The organism is Flavobacterium sp. WG21 (assembly GCF_000335775.1).
In the GTDB taxonomy this organism is placed as follows: Bacteria; Bacteroidota; Bacteroidia; order Flavobacteriales; family Flavobacteriaceae; genus Flavobacterium; species Flavobacterium tructae.
In genome coordinates, this window is record NZ_AMYW01000003.1 from 166,396 (window position 1) to 188,279 (window position 21,884).

22 protein-coding genes are annotated in these 21,884 nt (G+C 36.7%); 5 read left to right on the forward strand and 17 right to left on the reverse strand.

Annotated features, from left to right (window positions below):
- Window positions 1–47 precede the first annotated feature (47 nt).
- The 15 genes from trpD to C245_RS0103905 form a co-directional block, all read right to left on the reverse strand.
- The gene (gene trpD, locus C245_RS0103835) at window positions 48–1,040 is read right to left on the reverse strand and encodes an anthranilate phosphoribosyltransferase (RefSeq protein WP_017495258.1); all 993 of its coding nucleotides are present in this window, start codon (window positions 1,038–1,040) and stop codon (window positions 48–50) included.
- Between the two features lie 108 nt (window positions 1,041–1,148).
- Window positions 1,149–1,715: an aminodeoxychorismate/anthranilate synthase component II gene (locus C245_RS0103840; RefSeq protein ID WP_017495259.1), complete on the reverse strand. Its 567-nt coding sequence runs from the start codon at window positions 1,713–1,715 to the stop codon at window positions 1,149–1,151.
- Window positions 1,716–1,800: 85 nt separating this feature from the next.
- A complete protein-coding gene (locus tag C245_RS0103845; protein ID WP_017495260.1) occupies window positions 1,801–2,250 on the reverse strand; it encodes a hypothetical protein in 450 nt (149 codons plus the stop codon).
- 118 nt (window positions 2,251–2,368) lie between these two features.
- Window positions 2,369–3,769 carry an anthranilate synthase component I family protein gene (locus C245_RS0103850; RefSeq protein ID WP_026109852.1) on the reverse strand — a complete coding sequence of 467 codons (1,401 nt, stop codon included), beginning with the start codon at window positions 3,767–3,769 and terminating at the stop codon, window positions 2,369–2,371.
- A gap of 300 nt (window positions 3,770–4,069) precedes the next feature.
- On the reverse strand, window positions 4,070–5,350 hold the full coding sequence (locus tag C245_RS0103855) for a hypothetical protein (RefSeq protein WP_017495262.1): 1,281 nt from the start codon (window positions 5,348–5,350) through the stop codon (window positions 4,070–4,072).
- Window positions 5,351–5,557: 207 nt separating this feature from the next.
- Window positions 5,558–6,124 (reverse strand): YceI family protein, encoded by a 567-nt coding sequence (locus C245_RS0103860; protein ID WP_017495263.1) that lies wholly within the window; start codon window positions 6,122–6,124, stop codon window positions 5,558–5,560.
- A gap of 30 nt (window positions 6,125–6,154) precedes the next feature.
- Window positions 6,155–6,787: an NAD(P)H-dependent oxidoreductase gene (locus tag C245_RS0103865; RefSeq protein WP_017495264.1), complete on the reverse strand. Its 633-nt coding sequence runs from the start codon at window positions 6,785–6,787 to the stop codon at window positions 6,155–6,157.
- 4 nt (window positions 6,788–6,791) lie between these two features.
- A complete protein-coding gene (locus C245_RS0103870) occupies window positions 6,792–7,253 on the reverse strand; it encodes a MarR family winged helix-turn-helix transcriptional regulator (protein WP_017495265.1) in 462 nt (153 codons plus the stop codon).
- Between the two features lie 438 nt (window positions 7,254–7,691).
- Entirely contained in the window at window positions 7,692–8,423 is a 732-nt protein-coding gene (locus C245_RS0103875; RefSeq protein WP_017495266.1) for an MIP/aquaporin family protein, read from the reverse strand.
- A 28-nt stretch (window positions 8,424–8,451) separates the two neighbouring features.
- Window positions 8,452–9,948: a glycerol kinase GlpK gene (gene glpK / locus C245_RS0103880; protein WP_017495267.1), complete on the reverse strand. Its 1,497-nt coding sequence runs from the start codon at window positions 9,946–9,948 to the stop codon at window positions 8,452–8,454.
- 28 nt (window positions 9,949–9,976) lie between these two features.
- Window positions 9,977–11,554 (reverse strand): glycerol-3-phosphate dehydrogenase/oxidase, encoded by a 1,578-nt coding sequence (locus C245_RS0103885; protein ID WP_017495268.1) that lies wholly within the window; start codon window positions 11,552–11,554, stop codon window positions 9,977–9,979.
- Between the two features lie 189 nt (window positions 11,555–11,743).
- Window positions 11,744–12,265, reverse strand: coding sequence for a GNAT family N-acetyltransferase (locus tag C245_RS0103890; protein WP_017495269.1), 522 nt, complete (start codon window positions 12,263–12,265; stop codon window positions 11,744–11,746).
- Window positions 12,266–12,338: 73 nt separating this feature from the next.
- Window positions 12,339–12,815: a DUF6691 family protein gene (locus C245_RS0103895; RefSeq protein ID WP_017495270.1), complete on the reverse strand. Its 477-nt coding sequence runs from the start codon at window positions 12,813–12,815 to the stop codon at window positions 12,339–12,341.
- Between the two features lie 10 nt (window positions 12,816–12,825).
- Window positions 12,826–13,389, reverse strand: a complete 564-nt coding sequence (locus tag C245_RS0103900) for a YeeE/YedE family protein (protein ID WP_017495271.1) — start codon at window positions 13,387–13,389, stop codon at window positions 12,826–12,828.
- A 133-nt stretch (window positions 13,390–13,522) separates the two neighbouring features.
- Window positions 13,523–14,938, reverse strand: coding sequence for a rhodanese-like domain-containing protein (locus C245_RS0103905; RefSeq protein ID WP_017495272.1), 1,416 nt, complete (start codon window positions 14,936–14,938; stop codon window positions 13,523–13,525).
- A gap of 212 nt (window positions 14,939–15,150) precedes the next feature.
- Here C245_RS0103905 and C245_RS0103910 point away from each other — a divergent pair, with 212 nt between their 5' ends.
- The 4 genes from C245_RS0103910 (at window position 15,151) to C245_RS0103925 (ending at window position 19,198) form a co-directional block, all read left to right on the forward strand.
- Entirely contained in the window at window positions 15,151–15,744 is a 594-nt protein-coding gene (locus tag C245_RS0103910; RefSeq protein WP_017495273.1) for an HD family hydrolase, read from the forward strand.
- 265 nt (window positions 15,745–16,009) lie between these two features.
- Window positions 16,010–17,353 carry a cytochrome ubiquinol oxidase subunit I gene (locus C245_RS0103915; protein WP_017495274.1) on the forward strand — a complete coding sequence of 448 codons (1,344 nt, stop codon included), beginning with the start codon at window positions 16,010–16,012 and terminating at the stop codon, window positions 17,351–17,353.
- Between the two features lie 2 nt (window positions 17,354–17,355).
- The gene (gene cydB, locus C245_RS0103920; RefSeq protein ID WP_017495275.1) at window positions 17,356–18,432 is read left to right on the forward strand and encodes a cytochrome d ubiquinol oxidase subunit II; all 1,077 of its coding nucleotides are present in this window, start codon (window positions 17,356–17,358) and stop codon (window positions 18,430–18,432) included.
- 319 nt (window positions 18,433–18,751) lie between these two features.
- Window positions 18,752–19,198, forward strand: a complete 447-nt coding sequence (locus C245_RS0103925) for a GNAT family N-acetyltransferase (RefSeq protein WP_017495276.1) — start codon at window positions 18,752–18,754, stop codon at window positions 19,196–19,198.
- A 251-nt stretch (window positions 19,199–19,449) separates the two neighbouring features.
- Here the strand turns inward: C245_RS0103925 and C245_RS0103930 are convergent, their stop codons facing one another.
- Both C245_RS0103930 and C245_RS0103935 read right to left on the reverse strand, forming a co-directional pair.
- A complete protein-coding gene (locus C245_RS0103930; protein ID WP_017495277.1) occupies window positions 19,450–20,235 on the reverse strand; it encodes a sulfite exporter TauE/SafE family protein in 786 nt (261 codons plus the stop codon).
- A 222-nt stretch (window positions 20,236–20,457) separates the two neighbouring features.
- A complete protein-coding gene (locus C245_RS0103935) occupies window positions 20,458–21,084 on the reverse strand; it encodes a Crp/Fnr family transcriptional regulator (protein WP_017495278.1) in 627 nt (208 codons plus the stop codon).
- Between the two features lie 452 nt (window positions 21,085–21,536).
- Between C245_RS0103935 and C245_RS0103940 the strand changes: the two genes are divergently transcribed.
- Window positions 21,537–21,848 carry a rhodanese-like domain-containing protein gene (locus C245_RS0103940; protein WP_017495279.1) on the forward strand — a complete coding sequence of 104 codons (312 nt, stop codon included), beginning with the start codon at window positions 21,537–21,539 and terminating at the stop codon, window positions 21,846–21,848.
- Window positions 21,849–21,884 lie beyond the last annotated feature (36 nt).

The window sequence follows — 21,884 nt, forward strand, 5'->3', positions numbered from 1 at the left end:
TTCAACAACTTGAAACCTGAAACAAAAAAGACTTGAAACTATATTTTTTACTTACTTAGTTCTTGTAATTTTTTAAGCACTTGATGTCCTTTTCCGGAAAACAAACTTTCTTTGGCCTGCTTAAAACCTTCCTGAGGTGAGCATTTGGTTACGGTTGAAATGGCCATTCCGGCATTTGCACAAACCACATTATTCTGAGCCTCACTTCCTTTTCCGGAAATAATACTGACAAACATATCGGCTGATTCTTCGATGGTTCTTCCTCCCTCAATTTCTCTTTGTGATAAAAGACGAACGTTGAAATCCTCTGGTTTCAACATGCCTTCCATATCGCTTGTAATGATTTTTGTCGGACCGGTTAATGAGATTTCATCGTAACCGTCAAGCGAATGAAGGATGGTAAAGTTAACATCAGTGTTTTGATATAAATAAGCATACATTCTCGCCAATTCTAAATTGAAAACACCAACTAATTGATTTTTAGGGAAAGATGGGTTTACCATTGGACCTAACATGTTAAAAAATGTTTTTACAGCCAGCTCTTTTCGGATTGGTCCCACATTTTTCATGGCAGGGTGAAATAAAGGAGCGTGTAAAACACAAATTCCTGCCTGATCGATACATTTTTCTAAAAATGACGGATCGTTGCTGAATTTTATTCCCATTTTTTCCATCACGTTGCTTGATCCCGAAATAGAGGAGACCCCATAATTTCCATGTTTTGCTACCTTTATTCCTGCTCCGGCAGCTACGAATGAAGCTAAAGTCGAAATGTTGAAAGTATCTTTTCCGTCACCACCCGTTCCGCACAAATCAATAGCGTTGTAGGCCGATAAATCCACACGAATACACAATTCTAATAAAGCTTCGCGGAATCCGGAAAGCTCATCAATGGTAATGCTTCGCATCATAAATACAGTCAAAAATGCCGAAATCTGACTTGGGTTGTAAGCCCCGCTTGAAATGTTGATCAACACGTCTTTGGCTTCTTCTTTCGAAAGCACTTCGTGATTGATTAATTTATTTAGTATGTTTTTCATTTTTTTTAAGTTGCTAAGGTTCTAAGTTGTAGAGAATTTTGAGTTTGTTTCAAGTTTCAGGTTTAACGTTCCAATAACCTAAAACTTGAAACTTGAAACTATTTTTTACTAGCTTTTAATCCAATTCTCTAAAATTAGTTTTCCTTTTGGTGTCAGAACACTTTCCGGATGGAATTGTACTCCGCGAACATCAAAAGTTTTGTGTCTTAACGACATGATTTGTCCGTTTTCATCAACTGAAGTGGCTTCAAGAACATCTGGTAAGTTGGCATCAACAACCCAGGAATGGTATCGACCGACCTCAAATTCATTGCCTAAACCTTCGAACAAAATTTCGTCTGAAACAACTGTTTTTACATTTGTAGCGACACCATGGTATACCTTGTCCAGGTTTGAAAGTGTTCCTCCGAAAACTTCTCCAATAGCCTGTTGTCCTAAGCAAACGCCTAAAATACTTTTTGTTGGAGCGTATTTTTGAATCACGGCTTTCAATAATCCCGCTTCATCCGGAATTCCCGGACCCGGAGAAAGTAATATTTTATCAAAAGAGGCGATTTCATCAATATCAAATTCATCGTTTCTGTATACGGTAACTTCACAGTTCAAATCTTCCAGATAGTGTACTAAATTATAAGTGAAACTATCGTAATTGTCTATAACTAATATTTTTTTCATTGTGTTTTTTGTTTCAAGTCTCAGGTTTCAGGTTTCAGGTTTCAACAACTTGAAACCTGAAACAAAGAAAACCTGAAACTAATTTTTATTTTTCCCGAACGTACTTTTCAGTGATAATTCGATCGATTCCTAATTTTTCTAATTTTTCGATTCCCTTTTGAATCAGCGTATCGTTTTTAATTTTTACAACAAACTCAAACTTATTGTTTTCCCATTGACGGTTATTGAAGTATTCCAGATTTTCGGTATAAATACTGTCTTTTAAAGTATATTTTCCACCTCCGCCAAAGAATACTGCATTCGTTGAATCCTTACCGTTATTTAAATCATGATTGAAAAAAGCAAAATGGCTATCATTTATAATTTTAATCATTTTTGTTTTTGGATTGAAAGTCGAGAACGTAGAATCTTTTTCGGTGGTTTCAGCTGATATCAACCGCCAGGTTCCGCTTAAAGGAAGTGTGTTCGATTCTTTTTTAACTTCGCAGGAAGTAAATAATACAATGGCAATCAAAAATGGAATAATGTTCTTCATCGTTTTTTAGGTTGTGTTTATGGTTGTTTTTTAGTTTTGTTTCAAGTTTCAGGTTCTTTTTGTTTCAAGTTTCAAGTTTCAGGTTGTTGTAACGCAGGCAAACCTGAAACAAAATGACTTATATTTTCTCCGCCATCTCTAAGGCTGTATTCAAGGCTCTTAGTTTGTTGTAAACTTCCTGCATCTCGCTTTCTTCATCAGAACTGGCAACAATTCCGGCACCAGCCTGGCAGTGTAATTGATGATTTTTACTCAGGAAGGTTCGAATCATAATAGCGTGATTGAAATTACCTTCAAAATCCATGAACCCAATGGCTCCTCCATAGAAATTACGATTTGTTTTTTCATAATCTTCGATCAGTTGCATGGCTCTGTGTTTTGGAGCTCCGCTTAAAGTTCCTGCCGGGAAAGTATCGGCTACCACCTGCATAGTGGTTGCTTTTTCATGTAGATAACCTGTTACTTTTGAAACCAAATGAATTACATGCGAGAAAAACTGAACTTCTCTGTATTTTTCAACATTTACATCATGTCCATTTCGGCTTAAATCATTTCTGGCCAAATCGACAAGCATCACGTGTTCGCTGTTTTCCTTTTTATCTTCTGAAAGTTGTTTGGCTAAAACAGCGTCCTGTTCGTCATTTCCGGTTCTTTTAAAAGTTCCCGCTATAGGATGAATTTCGGCTTTTCTATTTTTTACAATTATTTGTGCCTCAGGTGAAGATCCGAATATTTTGAAATCGCCATAATCGAAGAAGAATAAGTACGGAGAAGGATTTATGCTTCGTAAGGCACGATATACGTTGAATTCATCGCCTTTGAAACCTTGTGTAAAACGACGTGAAAGTACCAGTTGAAAAACATCTCCACGGAAACAGTGTTTTTTGGCTAAAGCTACATTGTGTTTGAATTCTTCATCGGTTAAATTAGAGAAACCTTCACCTTCCTTGGTGAATTTATAAGAGGCTATATTTCTGGATTGTAACAATTGTTCTATCTCCGAAATATTATTTCTTCCATCAACACTATGACAAAAAATGTACGCTTCATTTTTAAAGTGATTGATGGCAATGATATTTTGATAAACAGCATAAAACACATCCGGAATTAAAGTAGCTCTGTCTTTTTTGGCAATCGAAACTTTTTCAAAATAACGAACGGCATCGTAAGAGATATATCCAAATAAACCATTATTGATAAATTTAAAATCATTTTTCTCTGATTGGAATTGGCTTGAAAATTCCTGAATAATTTCCGGAATATTCGTTGAACTGTCGATAGAGATTCGTTCTTTAGTTCCGTCAGGAAAAGTTTTTGAAATAGTTTCGTTCTCAATTTTAATGGTTGCAATGGGATTGCAGCAGATGTAAGAGAAACTGTTGTCATTTCCGTGATAATCACTGCTTTCCAATAGTAAGCTATTTGGGAATTTGTCCCGGATTTTAAAGTAAACACTTACTGGTGTAATGGTGTCTGCCAGAATTTGTTTGTAGTGTGTGTTGAGTGTAAATGGTTTCAAAGTATTTCGTTTTTTTATTTTTAATAGATTTTCTTATCAGAGTTTAGACCAAAAAAAAAGGCTTGTCGTGATGACAAGCCTTTTATATTTATAGTTTTACAATACCATAGGAAGCTTTGTTCACGACGTTTGACGTAAATTCTTCCACCACCAAGTATTGTTCATTATTGTTTTCATATCTTATTTTGATTTCACAAATATATAAATGTAATTTGAATTAGAAGACATAAAAAGTCAAAAAAAACTTTTCTAAATTTTAAAATTTGTTAAATTTTGTTGCTGCGAGGTTGTTTTAAGGCCTTAGTTACCAATGGCTATGGTGTTGTTTACGTTCATCCTAAAGTCCGGACTTCCTTTGATATTTGGTGTTGTAAACAATTCGCTGTTTTTGATTTTAGTAAAGTTAATGTCAAAAATTGGATTGTTGTAATAACTTTCAATTGCAGCATTTGCTCCGCCGGCTTCACTTGTGATTCCACCATTACAATTATTTACGATTAAGTTTTTGAAGGTAATTTTCCCCAAGTTAACCTCGCCGTTTCCAATGTTTCCTTCCAGCAGAACAAAAGGTGTAAATCCGGAAACAATACTGTTCGTAAAATTAAAAAAAGTGTTCTCTCTGATGTAAACAGATTCTCTCACGAGTCCCTGATTGTTTTCTTCCAGATTTATAAGCGTAATATTACTGGCATTAATTTTAGTCAATTTTTTGCTCATGTCTGTATTTCCAATTTTGTCATAAGAATCAACTTCAAAACATCTTGAGCCCGAAATATCCGATGAAAAAGGATGACGAATGGCAATACTGTTATTGATGTTGATTTGTGCGCCCTGAGTGAAATCAAAATCATCATCGGTGGTGCGATAAGAAACCAAATTGTTCAGGTTTAAATCTCCTCCGTAACATTCGAAAGAGTCATCATTAGAGTAACTAATCTGAATATTGCTTAAAATAGTTTTTTTCCCCACTCCGGCAAGCGAAAGTCCGTTAAGTTCTTTGGCAGCACTTAGTTTTCGTCCGGAATATTCAATTCGTACATATTTTAAAACTCCCGAGTTGTCTTCGGCATCCTGACCGCCGTAGTGGTTTAGCATTGGTTCTAGATCAAAAGGTAAAGTATGTACTCCTCCAAGGGTGTTGATTGGTGCTTTTCCCAAAATGATAATTCCACCCCAGTCTCCCGGTTTTCTTTGGGTCGTTTCTTTATTAGAAGTAAAAACAATAGGATCTGTTTCTAAACCTTCGGCTACAATTTTTGATCCGTTTGTAATGACCAGAGTTCCACATGTTTTATCGTCGCCTCTTATTACAGTTCCCGGTTCGATAGATAATACGGCATTGTTGGTAACGTAAACTACCCCAACTAATTGATACGTATTGCGTTTAAGGAGTTTGGTGTCTTTGTTAATGGTACCTGCAATAATGTTTGTGGCTTCACTATATTCGGTATTGGCAGGTTTAAAATTGGTCCAGTTGTTCATCCAGTTTGAGGTACCAATAATACCTTTAGGCTGTTGTTGTGCCTGTAGAAAAAAAGTACTAAGAACCGTGACAACTATAAGATGTATTTTTGCTTTCATAACTATGATTTTGATTTCTAGTTTTTGATTTTTAATAAGTTCAAAAGTAGAAGGCCAATGTTAATCAAAGCCCAGTATGGTATTACGAAAGCGTTAGGGGAATATTATGAATGTTATTTTTTTGGGAAAAATGTAAAAATAAACCCCAATAGTGTTAAACTATTGGGGTTTTTCTTATAATAATAAGAATTGCTGTTTTTTATGCTATTAGAATTTTAAAGCTACAGTCAATTCAAATTCGTCATTGATAGTTTTGTCTCCTAAGTTTTGGAAGAAGTTACCAGAGTTGTATTTGATATCGTATTTAGTTCTGTCCACTTTGAAAGCTGTTGTAGCAGTATTTCCTTTCACAGCGATATCAAAAGTTACAGGTTTAGTGATTCCTTTTATAGTTAAATCAGCAGTTACTGTGTAAACATCAGTAGATTTTGCTCCGATAGTTTTGAAAACTAATTTTGCAGTTGGGAATTTCTCAGTTCCAAAGAAATCGTCAGCTTTTAAGTGACCGTTTAATTTTCCTTGGTACTCTCCTGTCAAATCTGTTGCTGTTAATGAAGTCATATCAACAGTGAAGTTACCACCTGTTAATTTTTTTCCTTTGAAAACTACAGCTCCTTCTTTGAAGTTTACAGTTCCTGAGTGCTCTCCGGTTACTTTTTTACCTACCCATTTGATAGTACTTGCTTTTACGTCGATTTTTTTAGTTTGTGCGTTTACTGAAAGTCCAGCTACTGCTACGAATAATGCTATTGCAATTGTCTTTAAATTTTTCATTTTGTTAAAATTGATTTTGATTAATAATAATTATATAGTGATAAATAAATTCTCGTGTGATTTTCTAACTTTTTTGTAGTGTTGAGTTTCGTCCTCATCATGTCTGTAACCTACAGTTGCAATAACAGAAGCGTTTAGGCCTAATTTGTCAAAACCTAAAATTTCATTAAATGCAGCAGCATTAAACCCTTCCATTGGAGTTGCATCGATTTTTAATTCAGAAGCGGCAGTCAATAAAGTACCTAAAGCGATATAAGTTTGTTTTGCTGTCCAGATATTTTTAGCTTCAACAGAAAGATTTGAAATAGTACCTTTCATCATGTCACTGAATCCGCCTAAAGCGTCAGCAGGAACACCTCTTGTTTCACTGATGTTGTTGATGTAAGCATCAACAGAATCTGCTCCTAAATTTAAGTCGTTTGCGAAAATAAATATTTGAGAAGCATCTGTAATTTGTGTCTGTCCGTAAGCAGCAGCTTTTAATTTTTCTCTGATTTCCGGATTTTCAACGATAATAACTTTGTAGGGTTGTAATCCGTATGAAGAAGCACTTAATCTAACAGCTTCTTTTAAAGTGTTTAAATCTTGTGAAGATATTTTTTTGGTAGCATCAAATTTCTTTGTTGCATATCTCCAGTTTAGATTGTCTAATAATGTACTCATAATTTTAATTTTGTTGGGTTCTGTATTTCTCTAATAATTGGTTTAATAATTCTAATTCTTCTGGGCTTATGTTCTTGGCAAACAAACGCTCGTGCTCGTCTACTTTCGGATCTAATTCTTTCAGTACATCCAGTCCCTTTTGGGTGATTAAAACTTCAATTTTGCGTCGATTACCGGGACAAACATTTCTGGTAACGAAATCTTTCAATAATAATTTGTCTACTAATCGGGTCGTGTTGCTCGTTTTGGCCAGCATACGCTCCTGTATCACACACATATTAGCAGGGTTTCCTTTTTGTCCTCTTAATATACGCAGTACATTATATTGCTCTCCGGACAGATCATACGGTTTTATCAATTCGTTGAAATGATCCTGAATCACATTTTGCGTGTACATGATATTCAGAATAACTTTTCTCGCATTATCCATCTTAACTGTACTTTTTATAACCTCTTCAATTGTCATAGTCGTAAGTGTATAATTTGTATATACAAATGTATAACTTTTCATATTTGTATATACAAATGTATCGTTAATTTTTTGTTAATTAAAAATAACGCTGATTTTAAACTTCATATACCCTATAGAACTAGGGTAAAAATACTATAAGTTTTTAATTTAATGTAAGATTTGTGAATTATTTAATGTTTATTTAAAACGAACTAAGCTTTTTCAAAAAATTAAACCTTGGTAAAATCTTATATAAAGAAATAATTAAATAGTGAGCAGGGCGTGCCACCATCCCGATAAGAGGGCAAAGTTGCGTTGTGCTTATACGCCCTCTTATCAGGATGCTGTCGGGCTATCCGCACTGCTTCGGCAGATAGCTTCTATCCCTCACGCGATCTCACAATAGGAGAAACCCATGAGCTCTAAATTTTAGAACTCTCAGTGTGTTAAGCATTAATTAATTGCCAGATATAGTGCGGCAGCTAATCCCGAACCAATTATGGGGCCTACAATAGGAATCCAGGCATACGTCCAGTTACTGCTTCCTTTTATAGGTAAAATAGCATGCATGATTCTCGGACCTAAATCTCTTGCGGGATTTATGGCGTAACCTGTAGTTCCTCCTAATGACAGACCAATTGCCCATACGACTATTGCTACCGGAAGTGCTCCAATAGTTCCTAAACCAATTGTTGCGTTAGAATCGGTTGCGATTTGTAAACTCGGTCCGGCAATATAAAAGACTGAAAATATTAGGACAAAAGTCGCAATTACTTCACTGATTAAGTTGGAGAGATTGTTTTTGATTGCCGGCGAGGTAGAGAAACAGGCAAGCGTAGTTCCTTCGTCTTCTGTTGCTGCAAAATGATCTTTGTGAGACAACCAAACTAAAAAAGCACCTGACATTGCTCCAATCATTTGAGCAAGGATGTAAGCAGGAACCAGATTCCAGCTAAATTTTCCAATTAGGGCCAAACCTAGTGTAACAATAGGATTTAAATGAGCACCGCTAATTGGTCCCGAGATAGTAACACCCACAAAAACGGCAAATGCCCAAGCTGATGTAATCACCATCCAACCCGAATTGTTTCCTTTGGTATCTTTAAGTAAGACGTTTGCCACAACACCATTCCCTAATAAAATCATAATCATTGTGCCTAAAATTTCTGCTATAAAAGGAGTCATTTTTTACGGTTTAGTTAGTAATTAAAATTTATTCTTCAATCCAATGTGATGCGCGGCCAACAGCTCTGTCCCAGTTTTTCACCAGTAGTTTTACTTTTGCCTGATCCATTTTTGGAGAAAATACTTGGTCAATCGACCATTGTTCTTTTAGGTCGTCCAAACCAGACCAATATCCCACGGCTAGTCCTGCCAGATATGCGGCTCCCAAAGCTGTAGTTTCTAATGTGGTAGGCCGGGTTACATTAGACCCAAATATGTCTGATTGAAATTGCATTAATAAATTATTTGCGGCTGCGCCACCGTCTACCCGTAGTTCTATTCCTTTGTATCCGGAATCTGCTTCCATAGCTTTGAGCAGATCGTTTACCTGATAAGCAATTCCTTCTAAAGTTGCTCTGGCGATATGTGCATTTGTAGTACCTCTGGTAATTCCAACGATGGCACCTCTTGCGTATTGATCCCAATGTGGCGCTCCTAAACCGGTCAAAGCAGGAACAAAATAAATACCACCATTGTCAGGCACAGTTGCTGCGAGAGCTTCGATTTCATCTGATGAATTGATTATTTTTGCGCCGTCTCGTAACCATTGTACGGCTGCACCTCCAACAAAAACACTGCCTTCTAAAGCATAGGTAGTTTTTCCGTTGATTTTCCAGGCAATTGTAGTCAATAAGTTGTGCGCTGAAAAAATAGGTTTTTCACCGGTATTCATCAGCATAAAACAGCCTGTTCCATACGTATTTTTAATCATTCCGGAGTTGGTACACAGTTGACCGAAAAGGGCTGCCTGCTGATCTCCGGCAACTCCGCTGATTGGAATTTTTGTCGAGAATAGGGTAGTGCTTGTTTCTCCATAAATGGCACTGCTTTCTTTTACTTCAGGAAGCATAGCTCTCGGAATATCAAATAATGTTAGCAACTCGTCGTCCCAGTCCAGAGTGTTTATATTGAATAATAAAGTTCTGCTGGCATTAGAAACGTCCGTCATAAACAATTTACTTCGGGTTAGTTTCCAAATTAACCAGGTATCTACAGTTCCAAAACAAAGTTTTCCCTGTTCTGCTTTTTCGCGTGCTCCGGGAACATTGTCTAATATCCATTTTACTTTGGTTCCGGAGAAATAAGCATCGAGAATTAATCCGGTTTTTTTCTGGATCATTTCTGTATGTCCTTTTGCTTTTAGTTCGTCGCAGTATTTTGCTGTTCTGCGGTCTTGCCAGACAATAGCCTTGTAGACAGGTTCACTTGTTTCGCGATCCCAGACAATGGTAGTTTCTCGCTGGTTGGTAATTCCTATGGCTGCAATTTCGCGGCCTGTAATTCCAACTTTTGCTATTACTTCGGCAGCGACACTAACTTGCGAAGACCAGATTTCGTTAGGATCATGTTCGACCCATCCTGGTTTTGGAAAAATTTGTTTAAATGGCTTTTGAGAAATACTGACTATTTCTCCTTTATGATTGAATACAATGGCTCTGGATGAAGTAGTTCCCTGATCCAAAGCCAGAATTAATTTGTCCTGCATGATCTTATATTCTTAAGTTAATAAAAATCTATTGAAATTCTTTTAGAAGAAAACCTTTTGCAATTCCATGAAAGTTGGTCATTTCTCTAAGGACCCAGGTTTCATCATGTCCGAGTTCCTTTGCCAGAAGGCGCGCTACTTTTTCAGAAGAAGCTATGGCAGCTCTGGCATCTAAGAACAACAAGCGAACACGTCTTGCGAGAATGTCATCTACCGTTCTTGCCATTTCATATCGAATAGCCCAAACAACTTCAACCATGGTGAATTCGTGATCCGGATGTAGTTTTTCTTTCAGTTCAGGCTCTCTCTTCTGCAATTCTATTATCTTAGGAAGGTCTGATCCATAGATATATAAATGATTTGTTCTGTCTGAATTTGTAGTGGCTTTATTTCCATGAATCGGAAGATGCTCAGTAATACAAGTTTTTTTAGGTAATTTGCCTATTTTGATAGCCTTATCGATAATATCCTCAGAAATTTTTCTGTAAGTAGTCCATTTGCCTCCGGTAATTGTGATTAATCCGGTTTCTGAAACTATGATTTTATGGCTTCGGGAAACTTCTTTGGTGCTTTTGCCTTCTTCTTCCGGTGCAGCCAAAGGTCGTAAACCGGCAAAAACAGATAAAACATCGGCTCTTGTGGGTTTTTTAGCCAGAAAACGTTGAGCAGTTTCCAAAACAAATTCAATTTCACTCTCTAGCGCAATGGGTTCGAGACTGTGTTTTCGAATTAAGGTATCAGTGGTTCCGACTACAATTCGATTGTGCCAGGGAACGGCAAACAAAACTCTTCCATCACTTGTTTTAGGAATCATCAAAGCATGTTCACCCGGCAAAAAGGATTGATCAAATACAAGATGAATTCCCTGACTTGGCACAATGTATTTTTTGTACACAGTGTCGTTAAGTTTCATGATGGCATTTGTAAAAACACCTGTTGCATTGATAATAGCCGACCCTTTGATTTCGTACTTCTTACCAGTCTCATGATTTATGGCTTCAACACCGATGATTTGGTCCTGATCATTCTTTAGTAAATTGACAACTTTGACATAATTTAAAAGGCAGGCTCCTTTTTCAATAGCCGTTTGAGCAATGTTTATCGCCAGTCGGGAATCGTCAAATTGGCCATCATGATAAATTACGCCATTTGTGAGATTTTTTTCTGCTACAGCAGGAAGCATTTCAATTGTTTTTTTTCTGGAAAGGTATTTTGATCGTCCCAAACTTAAATGCCCTGCCAATAAATCATAAACAGTCAATCCGATGGTGTAGAATAAACCGGCAAAGAAGTTGTAATTAGGTATTATAAAAGATTGATTTTTTACTAAATGGCCGGCATTTTTGGCAAGTAATCCTCTTTCTTTCAAAGCTTCGATGACCAGATGAATATTTCCCTGCTCTAAATAGCGAACACCGCCATGAACTAATTTGGTACTTCGGCTGGAGGTTCCCTTTGCAAAGTCGACTGCTTCAAGCAAAATGGTCTTATAACCCCGGCTTGCGGCATCAAGAGCAGTCCCCAAACCGCTTGCTCCCCCGCCAATTATGATTACATCCCAGTGTTCTGTATTTTCTAGTTTCGACAATTGTTCTGAGCGTTTCATAGGACTGTGATTGGTTCGCTTTTTTGTAAGATTAAATCTGGTATTGTAAACTTAATGAAAGTAAAATGAAGATAATACTCTTAGTAGAAAAAAATGTCTTAAAAAAACGACAGAACTTAATCGCAGGCAAAATAAAACCCGACAGGTTCTTGAAATCTGTCGGGTTTACTTATTTTATTGTTATATTTTCTAAATCAGCTTTTTTTCAAACGCTTTTCGTGCTCCTCCTCTGAAAAAAACTTCACCACAATAGGTATATTTCAGTCTGTCTAAAATTTTAAGCATTGGAATATTGTCAAAATTCGTGTCTACCTTTATACTGTATATGTTCTGTTTGAGGCATAAACTTTCTATCTTTTCAAACAGTTTGGTTGCAATACCTTTACCTTTTGCGAGTTTTGATACTGCTACCCGATGAACAGCTCCATAATCACCATCAGTGAGCCATTTACCTTCTATGACTTCGTAGGCCGGTTCTTTATCAAAAAGAATCGCCGCATAAGATAAAATAGTGTCGTTTTCTGTAAGCACGTACCCGTGATCGTTTTCAATATCGGTATGAATGGTAAGCTCATTAGGATAACCGTCCTGCCATTGTGTGCTTCCGTCCAGTCTTCGCTGTTCGATAGCATCTTGCAGAATCTCCCAAATGAAAGGAACGTCAGAAATAATCGCTTTTCTTAAAATTAAGTTTTCGGTAATGTGAGTCATCTGTTAGCTATTAGTAAACCCAACAGGTTTTTAAAACTTGTTGGGTTTGATGTGTATAATATAAGTAAGAATATTAATGAGGCAATTTGTCTTTAATAAGACCATAAACCCAGGTTCCAAAGATGGCACTTATCAGTGTTACAATAATAACAGTTGCACCAGTACCAATTTGGGCAAATAAAGGCCCCGGACAAGCGCCTGTAATGGCCCATCCAAAACCAAATAAAAGACCTCCATAAATTTGTCCTTTACTGAATGTTTTGGGTTGAATTTCGATTTTTTCGCCTTGCAGTGTTTTTATGTTGAACTTTTTAATAAGAAATACGGAGATTACTCCAACAGCAACTGCACTTCCAATTACACCGTACATATGAAATGATTCAAGATGGAACATTTCCTGAATACGGAACCAGCTTATGATTTCAGTTTTTACGAATACGATTCCGAAAAAGATCCCAACAATTAAATATTTAAGATTTCCAAAGACCGTTTCTTTTTTCTGGCTTGCATTGATTCCCTCGCCATCGACTGTTTTATTTTCTAAACTCATTTTTGAAATTTTAAAGTGAAAGAATATAAGGTAAGATCAAAAGTGTCATCACAAAACCTCCAATCATAAAACAGATTGTCGCTACCAATGATGGCCATTGTAAATTTGAAATTCCCATAATGGCATGTCCGCTGGTGCATCCGCCGGCATAACGCGTTCCAAAACCTACCAGAAATCCGCCTACCACAATCATGATAAAACCACGAAGTGTGAATAAACTTTCCCAGGAGAATAATTGTGCAGGAACCAAACCGTTATGATCGGTGATTCCATAGGCAGCTAATTTCGTTGATAATTCGGGACTAATTTCTATTGGATTTGGATTTGCCAGGAAATATGCGGCAATGACTCCGCCCAGGAAGATTCCGAAAACGAAAAATAAATTCCAGCTTTCTTTTTTCCAGTCGTATTTAAAGAAAGAAATATTGGCAGGAATACAAGCCGCACAAATGTGACGAAGTGAAGAACTGATTCCGAAAGATTTATTTCCGAGAATCAATAAAACAGGAACAGTTAATCCGATTAACGGCCCGGAAACATACCAAGGCCAAGGTTCTTTTAAGATTTCAAGCATTTTTTTTGAGGTTCTAAGTTACTAAGATTCTAAGGTTCTGAGTTGTATTTTTAAGTGTTTTATTAATAAGGTCTCGTCGTTAAATTTCAAAGGTAAAATCTTAGAATCTTAGCGACTTAGAGCCTCAGCAACTTTATTTCAGCACTTTACTTTGACAAACAAAATCTGATTTCGGAATTTCTGTTTTAGAAATGGCTCCAAAACCGCCTTCAATTTCGCTAAAATTTCTGAAACCGCGAGCCTGTAAGATTGAAGCAGCAATCATACTGCGATATCCTCCGGCGCAATGCAGATAAAAATGTTCGTTTGGGTTAATGTCTTTTACCCAATCATTAATGTAAGCCAGTGGTTTACTGTATGCGTCTTCGATGTGCTCTGCAGCATATTCCGTTTCTTTACGAATGTCGATTACTTTGTCTTCTCCGAATTTGAACTCATTTGAAAATTGTTGAGCAGTGATTCTGTTTACAGTATCAATTTCGTAACCTGCTTTTTCCCAGGCTTCAAAACCGCCTTCTAAGTGACCAATAATCGTGTCAAATCCTACACGGCTTAAACGGGTTACAGTTTCTTCTTCAAGACCGGTTTCCGTTACTAGTATAATAGGCTGTTTTACATCACCAATTAAAGTTCCAACCCAAGGAGCAAAATCGCCATTGATTCCAATATTAATTGATTGCGGAATAAATCCTTTACTAAAATTGGCAGCGCTTCTGGTATCCAGAATCAAAGCACCTGTTTCTTCAGCTACGGCTTCAAATTCTTCTGCTTTGATGGTTTTCATTCCATTGTACAAAACCGTTTCAAAACTTTCGTAACCTTGTTTGTTCATTGCCACATTCATACTGAAATAGGCTGGAGGCGGCAATAATCCGTCTGTGACTTCAGTAATAAATTCGGCTTCGGTCATATTGGCACGCAACGCATAGTTGGTTGCTTTTTGATTTCCTATTGTAGAAACCGTTTCTTTGCTCATGTTTTTTCCGCAAGCGCTTCCCGCACCGTGGGCAGGATAAACGATCACATCATCGGCCAAAGTCATAATTTTATCTCGTAACGAATGGTATAAAATCCCTGCTAATTGGTCTTGTGTCATCCCGGCTGCTTTCTGAGCCAAATCTGGGCGTCCAACATCTCCGATAAATAAAGTATCTCCGGAGAAAATGGCGTGATCTTTTCCGTTTTCATCAATTAGTAAATAAGTGGTGCTTTCCATGGTATGCCCCGGAGTATGCAGCGCTTTGATGGTGATATTTCCAATTTTGAATTCCTGTCCGTCTTTTGCTGAAATACAGTCAAATTCGCAGGCAGCGTTGGGTCCGTAAACGATTGGCGCCTGAGTTTCTTTGCTTAAATCGACATGTCCGGAAACAAAATCGGCGTGAAAATGCGTTTCAAAAATATATTTCAATTTTACCTCATCACGTTCTAAACGGTCTAAGTAAGGCTGAATTTCTCTTAACGGATCAATAATTGCGGCTTCACCATTTGAAGTAATATAATAGGCACCCTGCGCAAGGCATCCGGTGTAAATTTGTTCTATTTTCATGATTTGAAATCTAAAATAATGTGATACAAAGGTAAGTCTGTTTTTCGGGAAATTAAGTGACTATTGTTACAGAAATTTAATTTCGGTGTGAAATAAAAAGCGGATTTTATCATAGAAGTTATATTATTTGATTTAAACCCGTGCAATTAAGCTTTAACTTATAATTTTGCATATGACGAATGTCATTTTAAAACCAATAAACAGTTAAAAAGATGAAAACAGAAGATTTATTGAATCAGATTGCTTTTATAAAAGAAATTGATAAGGTAAAATACATTCAGCGGAAAACGAAGCTGTTTCATAGTGACCGAAACGAAAATGATGCAGAACACAGCTGGCATTTGGCTTTAATGGCAATCGTTTTGGCCGAACATTCAGATGAACCAATTGATGTTTTGAAAGTCGTGAAAATGGTTTTGATACACGATATTGTAGAAATTGACGCAGGTGATACCTTTATATATGATTCACAAAAGAATCATTCGAATACCGATGAAGAACGATTGGCGGCGAATCGTATTTTTGGTTTGCTTCCGAAAAAGCAGGCCGAAGAACTAATTGCTATCTGGGAAGAATTTGAAACAGGTGAGACCAACGAAGCTAAATTTGCCAGATCGATGGATCGTTTAGAGCCTTTGTTGCAGAATACTTCTAACAATGGAGGAACCTGGAAAGAGTTTGGTGTAAGTTATGATAAAGTGTACGAGAAAAAGAGCGTGATAAAAGAAGGCTCTAAAACATTATGGAGTTATGCCGAAGGATTAATAAACGAAAGTGTTGAAAAAGGGATTTTGAAGAAAGAATAGTATGGATAATCTTGTCATTTCGACCGAAGGGAGAAATCGTACAAGAAACTCCGCAATCAAAATCGCTAAACTTTGTGGAATATTGGATGTGATTTCTCCTTCGTCGAAATGACAAATAATGGCGAAGTAGTTAAACTATAAATATAATTGGTACTTTCAAATTGTTGAAAAGTTTAACAATTATCAGGGGATAAACTTTTTTTAAAGGCAGGAGTTTCGGGTTTTAATGGGTAAATTTGTGGGACTTCATAAATAAAATACCGCTATGGAAGAAATGCTTTTTTATGACCGAATGCAATTTGCCTTCACGATTACTTTCCACTATCTTTTTCCGCAACTTACAATGGGTCTTTCGCTGATCATTGTGTACTTCAAATGGAAATATCTCAAAACTAAAAACGAACAATACAATCACGCCACCCATTTCTGGATGAAAATCTTCGCCCTGAATTTTGCGATGGGGGTGGTAACCGGAATTCCGATGGAGTTTCAGTTTGGAACCAACTGGGCAAAGTTCTCCGAGTTAACCGGAGGGATTATCGGTCAGACATTGGCCATGGAAGGTATGTTTTCGTTTTTTCTGGAATCCTCTTTTTTAGGTCTGTTTTTGTTTGGAGAAAAATTATTGGGACATAAATGGCATTTTGTCACCGGATTACTAATCTGTATCGGTTCCTGGGCCAGTGGTTATTTAATCATCGCAACACATTCATGGATGCAGAATCCGGTAGGTTACGAGATTTTGGAGAACGGAAAATTCGTGTTGACCAATTTCAAAGCACTGTTTCTAAATCCTTGGTTATGGCCATCCTATTTACACAATCAGGCCGCTTCTTTAGTGACAAGTTCTTTTGTTGTGGCAGGAATTGGTTCTTTTTATATTTTAAGCAAAAAGAATATTGTTTTCGGAAAACTGTTTCTTAAAACGGGAGTGATCTTTGGATTGATTGCCAGTATGATTGTGGCTGTTCCAACTGGAGATTTACTGGCCAAAAATGTGGTGAAATACCAACCGGTAACTTTTGCGGCTATGGAAGGAATTTTTCATACCGAGAAAAAAGGTTCTGAAATTGTTTTAATAGGACAGCCTGATGTTAAAGATAAAAAACTGGACAACAAGATTGCCGTTCCGAATATTCTGAGTTTCTTGACTTACGGAAACTGGGAGCAGGAAATTAAAGGCTTGGATCAGTTTGAAGAAGATCTTCATCCTACTAATATTTCAGGTTTGTATTATGCCTATCATATTATGGTGGGACTTGGAACAGTTTTTATTGGTTTGATGTCCCTTGCTTTGTTTCAATTGATCAGAGGTAAATTGTACGAAACCAAGTGGATTCTCTGGTCTTTGCTTTTTATGATGCCATTCCCCTACATCGCCAATACAACTGGCTGGTACACGGCCGAACTGGGCAGACAGCCTTGGCTTGTTTACAATTTAATGCGAACCGCAGCCGGAGCCTCTCCAACCGTATCTTCCGGAAATACACTATTTACCTTACTGGGTTTTATAGGATTGTATCTTTTACTGGGAATGTTGTTTTTGCTTTTGATTGGAAAAATCATCAATAAGGGGCCTCACACTGAAGTCATAACTGAAAATATATAAGTATGGAATTTTTTTGGTACGTAGTTTTAATGGGAATTTTGGCCGTTTATATTGTGTTAGACGGTTATGATTTTGGAGCAGGAATTATTCATTTATTTTTTGCCAAAACTGAAAAAGATAAAAAAGCAATTACAAACGCAATCGGTCCGTTTTGGGATGCCAACGAAGTATGGATTATCGCTGCAGGAGGTGTTTTGTTTTTTGCTTTCCCTACTTTGTATGCTTCTTCTTTCAGCGGATTTTATCTGCCTTTGATCATGATTTTATGGTTACTGATCTTTCGTGCCATTGGTTTGGAAATGCGCGGACAGGTGCATCATCCCATGTGGGAAGCAATCTGGGATAAGGCTTTTGGAATTGCAAGTTTACTTTTGGCTTTGTTCTTCGGAATTGCCTTGGGGAATATCGTTCGCGGTGTCAACCTTGGAATGGTTACCAACGGCGTTTCGACTCAGGAGGCGCATTATTTCTTTTTACCATTGTGGAATCCAACTTTTAGTCCGCAGGCAAGTGAATTGGGGATTATAGACTGGTTTACACTTTTCCTGGGAATTGTGAGTGTGGTTTCCTTAACCATCCACGGTGCGAACTGGATCATCTTTAAAACCAATTCAGCTTTGAATCCACAGCTTAAAAATGTTGTTTTTAAATTGAATATTGTTTTGTTGGTTTTGGTGTGTATTTCATTGCAAATCTGGCACTTTATTGAGCCAAAGCCTTTCCATAATTTTGTAGAGAATCCAATTCTTTGGTTTTTTCCATTGATGACTTTTGTTGGGATTTTAGGATTATTCAAAGTACGTTCGTGGAAAAAAGACGGTTATGGATTTTTGTTTTCATCTTTGTTTTTGGTAGGTGGATTTGCTTCAACTGCCGTTTCCATTTTTCCGAATGTTTTGCCTTCTACAAATAATATAAATCCATCCCTAACTATTTATAACACTGCCGCCGGCGAATATGGATTGAATGCCGGAATGAGTTGGTTTTTTATCGCTTTGTTTTTGGTGATTATCTATTTTATTATTCAATACCGTGTTTTTAGTGGGAAAATGGATGATATCGGGTATGGGGAACATTAGATTTTATAGCCGCGAATTCACAAATTTTTACGAGTTAATGATATGCATAGCCGTTGGTTTTAACCAGCGGTTTTTTTTGTTTAATCCTGAGGAGGCTTTAGCCCAAATAAATGATTATTACGATTCCATGGGTTAAAACCCACGTCTATTCAATTTTGATAAATTCGAAATTTCTAATATATCATGAGTTCGCGCTAGTTAAAACCCTTTTTTGCAGGCTTGACCGAAACGCTGGATGATCCCGTTTTATGAAATCTGGACTATAAAAGAGTTTAAGTTTTAGAATATTTTCGTTCTTTTAATCTCAAAATTTAAAATAATGGATTACCAAATCAAAAAAGCAAGTTTAGAAGATCTCAATGAAACAGCAGAACTTTTTGACCTCTATCGTGTTTTCTATCGTCAGAAATCTGATGTTGAGGCAGGAAAAACATTTCTTAAAGAACGATTGTTGCATAATGAATCGGATATTTTTTTAGCGATTGCAAACGGAAAAGCTGTTGGTTTTGTACAGCTCTATAAATTATTTAGCTCTACTAAAATGCAAAGACTATGGTTACTAAATGATCTTTTTGTGCATCCTGATTACAGAGGCAAAGGATTTTCTGTAGCGTTAATTGATCGCAGTAAAGAATGGTGTGAGGAAACCAATGCTTGTGGTTTGATGCTGGAAACCGAAAAAACAAATGATATAGGAAACCAATTATATCCGCGCTGTGGTTTTGAATACGACGGTCAACATAACTATTATTATTGGTGGAAGTAAAAAAGGCTTAAGTGTAAAGTTAGCCTGCGCACTTTTGTCATTCAAAGGTACGAGGAAACTCCGCAAGTAACTCCCCAAAGAAAGTCAATCTTTGTTGAGCTTCTCGCGGAGATTTCTCCTTCGTCGAAATGACAATGATTGTGATTATTTGGTCTAAAAATAAAGTTTTTATGCTTTTTTTAGATCTTAAGTAAAGATATTCTACACTTAACTAAAATAAAAATCGGCTTTATCTGCGAGAAAAAATAATTTTAAAACAAAACTTCCTTGGTAATAATATAAAATCCCATTACGAGAACAAACCATCCAAAAATAGGCTTTAGTTTTGCCCCGTCGATTTTTTTAGAAAGCTGGCTTCCTATAAACATTCCAAAGAGTGCCATTGCCGAAACGCCTAATAAAAAAGTATAATCGATAGGAGTTCCGATGTATAAATCGCCGCCGAAACCTATCGAAGAGTTAATCGTAATAATCAACAATGAAGTTCCAACGGCTTGTTTCATGGGTAAATTAGCGAAGAAAAGCAGTGCAGGAATAATTAAAAAACCACCTCCGGCACCCAAAAATCCGGTCACAATTCCAACTAAAAATCCAATTATACTTAATTGAATATAATTAGTTTCGGTGGCTTTTGTTTCGGGTTTATTTTTTCGGATCATCGAAATTGCTGCTGTAATCATCAATACCGAGAAGATAATCATGATGAGAAAATCTTTGGAAACCGAATATGAAGCTATAGAAAACAGGGTAGAAGCAATTTGAGGAAAAATAACTTCCCGAATAATCAGAATCGAAATGACAGAAGGAATCGCAAAATACAAAGCCGACTTAAGTTTAAGATTCCCCATTTTGTAATGACTGTAACTTCCAAACATGGCAGTTAATCCCACTATAAATAAAGAATAAGAGGTAGCTTGTTCCGGATTTACTTTGAACAAATACACCAAAATTGGAATAGTTAGTATAGACCCGCCACCGCCAATAAGGCCCAGTGAAATTCCGATAATAATCGAAGCAAAATATCCCAAATATTCCATTGCAGTTGTTTTAATGCAAAGATGCTTTGTTGGAAAGAAAACTACAGTAACATTTATCACATAAGTTTTTTTTCTGCCACGAATTACACAAGTTTATTGGTCAGTTCGAGCGGAGTCGAGAACACGTAAAGCATTTCGATTTCGTTCAATGTGACAATCGTTGTCTTTAAATCTTAATTTTTCTTAATCTTTTAATGGTTAAGAACAAAAAAGTAAATGTTTTTACTTTAATAGTTCGATTTGATTGCGGTTGAGTTTGACCAGACCTCTTTGTTCCATTTTTTTGAGGAGTCGGGAGATTACCTCTCTGGAAGTATTTAATTCGGTTGCAATTTCCTGATGAGACAGATTGACTTCAGAGCAGCCACAAGCATCAGAATGTCGTTTGAGGTAAAACTCTAAACGCTCATCCATAGACCGGAAAGCAATATTGTCTACCACTTCGAGAACTTCTTCAAAGCGGCTGCGGTAGGTATCGATTACAAATTCATACCAGGTTCGGTGTTCCATCATCCATTTGTCCATCATTTGCAAGGGAATCATCATAACCGAAACATCTTCGACAACTTTTGCCATTATCTGGCTTTTTTCGCTTTTAGCGGTGCAGATCATCGAAATGGCACAGGCTTGCCCGGGTTGTAGGTAGTACATTAAAAACTCGCCGCCATCTTCACCTTCGCGGTAAATTTTAATTTTTCCTTTGGTGATTAACACGGTATTTTTAATGTATTGCCCGGTTCGCATTAGGATGGTTCCGACTTCAAAATCCTGCGGACTTCCGTTTTCTTCAATTGTTGCAATAAGTTCGTCGGAAAAATTAGGGAATATATTTTTTAGTGAGTTTTGCATTGATAATAGGAGGGAATTAATGCCCACGGTTTTAACGGTTTGAACAGGTTTACACTTTTTTTGCCACAAATTCCACGAATTAACACTAATTAATTTGTGGAAATTCGTGCAATTCGTGGCGAATATTTTTAATCCTTTTAATCAGTGACAAAAAACATTCGTGAAGAACATTTTTATTAAATTAAAATTAAAATCTATAATTTATTACAAAGATAAGGGATTGCAATGGTATAAATTATCAGAAAATTATATTTAAGAGGTGTTTTGTGTAAATGAAAAAATCCTATTTTCTATCGAATTTATAGACTATATTTTTAAAAATAGTAAGTAAATTTGCTTTTCACTGATTATAGTACTTTCTCTAAAACGTTTTCTGAGAATAATAATCGAAATCGCATTTGGCACGTTTTTAATCAATAGAAACGTCGTAATTTTACAAAAACACATTTACTATGAATTTATCACAAGAAGATTGGGTTAATCAGCTGGCTGCTGACGAGAATGCAGTTATACTGGACGTAAGAACTGAAGACGAATTTAATGACGGCTACATTGAAAATGCCGTAAACATCGACATTAATAAAGGACAAGGGTTTATTTATGAAATCGAAGAGCTTGATAAAAACAAAAACTATTATGTGTATTGCCGTTCTGGTGCCAGAAGTGCCAAAGCATGTCAGATTATGAATGAGTTAGGGATTAGTAATGCCTACAATTTGCTTGGTGGAATTCTGGATTGGGAAGGTGAAACCGTAAACCCATAAAACAGAAGAAGAGGCCTATAAAGCCTCTTTTTTCTT

Bases quoted from the DNA above. Each gene is read 5' to 3' on its own strand.
- trpD (WP_017495258.1), bottom strand. From the start codon at position 1,040: ATGAAAAACATACTAAATAAATTAATCAATCACGAAGTGCTTTCGAAA.
- C245_RS0103840 (WP_017495259.1), bottom strand. From the start codon at position 1,715: ATGAAAAAAATATTAGTTATAGACAATTACGATAGTTTCACTTATAAT.
- C245_RS0103845 (WP_017495260.1), bottom strand. From the start codon at position 2,250: ATGAAGAACATTATTCCATTTTTGATTGCCATTGTATTATTTACTTCC.
- C245_RS0103855 (WP_017495262.1), bottom strand. From the start codon at position 5,350: ATGAAAGCAAAAATACATCTTATAGTTGTCACGGTTCTTAGTACTTTT.
- C245_RS0103860 (WP_017495263.1), bottom strand. From the start codon at position 6,124: ATGAAAAATTTAAAGACAATTGCAATAGCATTATTCGTAGCAGTAGCT.
- C245_RS0103865 (WP_017495264.1), bottom strand. From the start codon at position 6,787: ATGAGTACATTATTAGACAATCTAAACTGGAGATATGCAACAAAGAAA.
- C245_RS0103870 (WP_017495265.1), bottom strand. From the start codon at position 7,253: ATGACAATTGAAGAGGTTATAAAAAGTACAGTTAAGATGGATAATGCG.
- C245_RS0103875 (WP_017495266.1), bottom strand. From the start codon at position 8,423: ATGACTCCTTTTATAGCAGAAATTTTAGGCACAATGATTATGATTTTA.
- glpK (WP_017495267.1), bottom strand. From the start codon at position 9,948: ATGCAGGACAAATTAATTCTGGCTTTGGATCAGGGAACTACTTCATCC.
- C245_RS0103885 (WP_017495268.1), bottom strand. From the start codon at position 11,554: ATGAAACGCTCAGAACAATTGTCGAAACTAGAAAATACAGAACACTGG.
- C245_RS0103890 (WP_017495269.1), bottom strand. From the start codon at position 12,265: ATGACTCACATTACCGAAAACTTAATTTTAAGAAAAGCGATTATTTCT.
- C245_RS0103895 (WP_017495270.1), bottom strand. From the start codon at position 12,815: ATGAGTTTAGAAAATAAAACAGTCGATGGCGAGGGAATCAATGCAAGC.
- C245_RS0103900 (WP_017495271.1), bottom strand. From the start codon at position 13,389: ATGCTTGAAATCTTAAAAGAACCTTGGCCTTGGTATGTTTCCGGGCCG.
- C245_RS0103905 (WP_017495272.1), bottom strand. From the start codon at position 14,938: ATGAAAATAGAACAAATTTACACCGGATGCCTTGCGCAGGGTGCCTAT.
- C245_RS0103910 (WP_017495273.1), top strand. From the start codon at position 15,151: ATGAAAACAGAAGATTTATTGAATCAGATTGCTTTTATAAAAGAAATT.
- C245_RS0103915 (WP_017495274.1), top strand. From the start codon at position 16,010: ATGGAAGAAATGCTTTTTTATGACCGAATGCAATTTGCCTTCACGATT.
- cydB (WP_017495275.1), top strand. From the start codon at position 17,356: ATGGAATTTTTTTGGTACGTAGTTTTAATGGGAATTTTGGCCGTTTAT.
- C245_RS0103925 (WP_017495276.1), top strand. From the start codon at position 18,752: ATGGATTACCAAATCAAAAAAGCAAGTTTAGAAGATCTCAATGAAACA.
- C245_RS0103930 (WP_017495277.1), bottom strand. From the start codon at position 20,235: ATGGAATATTTGGGATATTTTGCTTCGATTATTATCGGAATTTCACTG.
- C245_RS0103935 (WP_017495278.1), bottom strand. From the start codon at position 21,084: ATGCAAAACTCACTAAAAAATATATTCCCTAATTTTTCCGACGAACTT.
- C245_RS0103940 (WP_017495279.1), top strand. From the start codon at position 21,537: ATGAATTTATCACAAGAAGATTGGGTTAATCAGCTGGCTGCTGACGAG.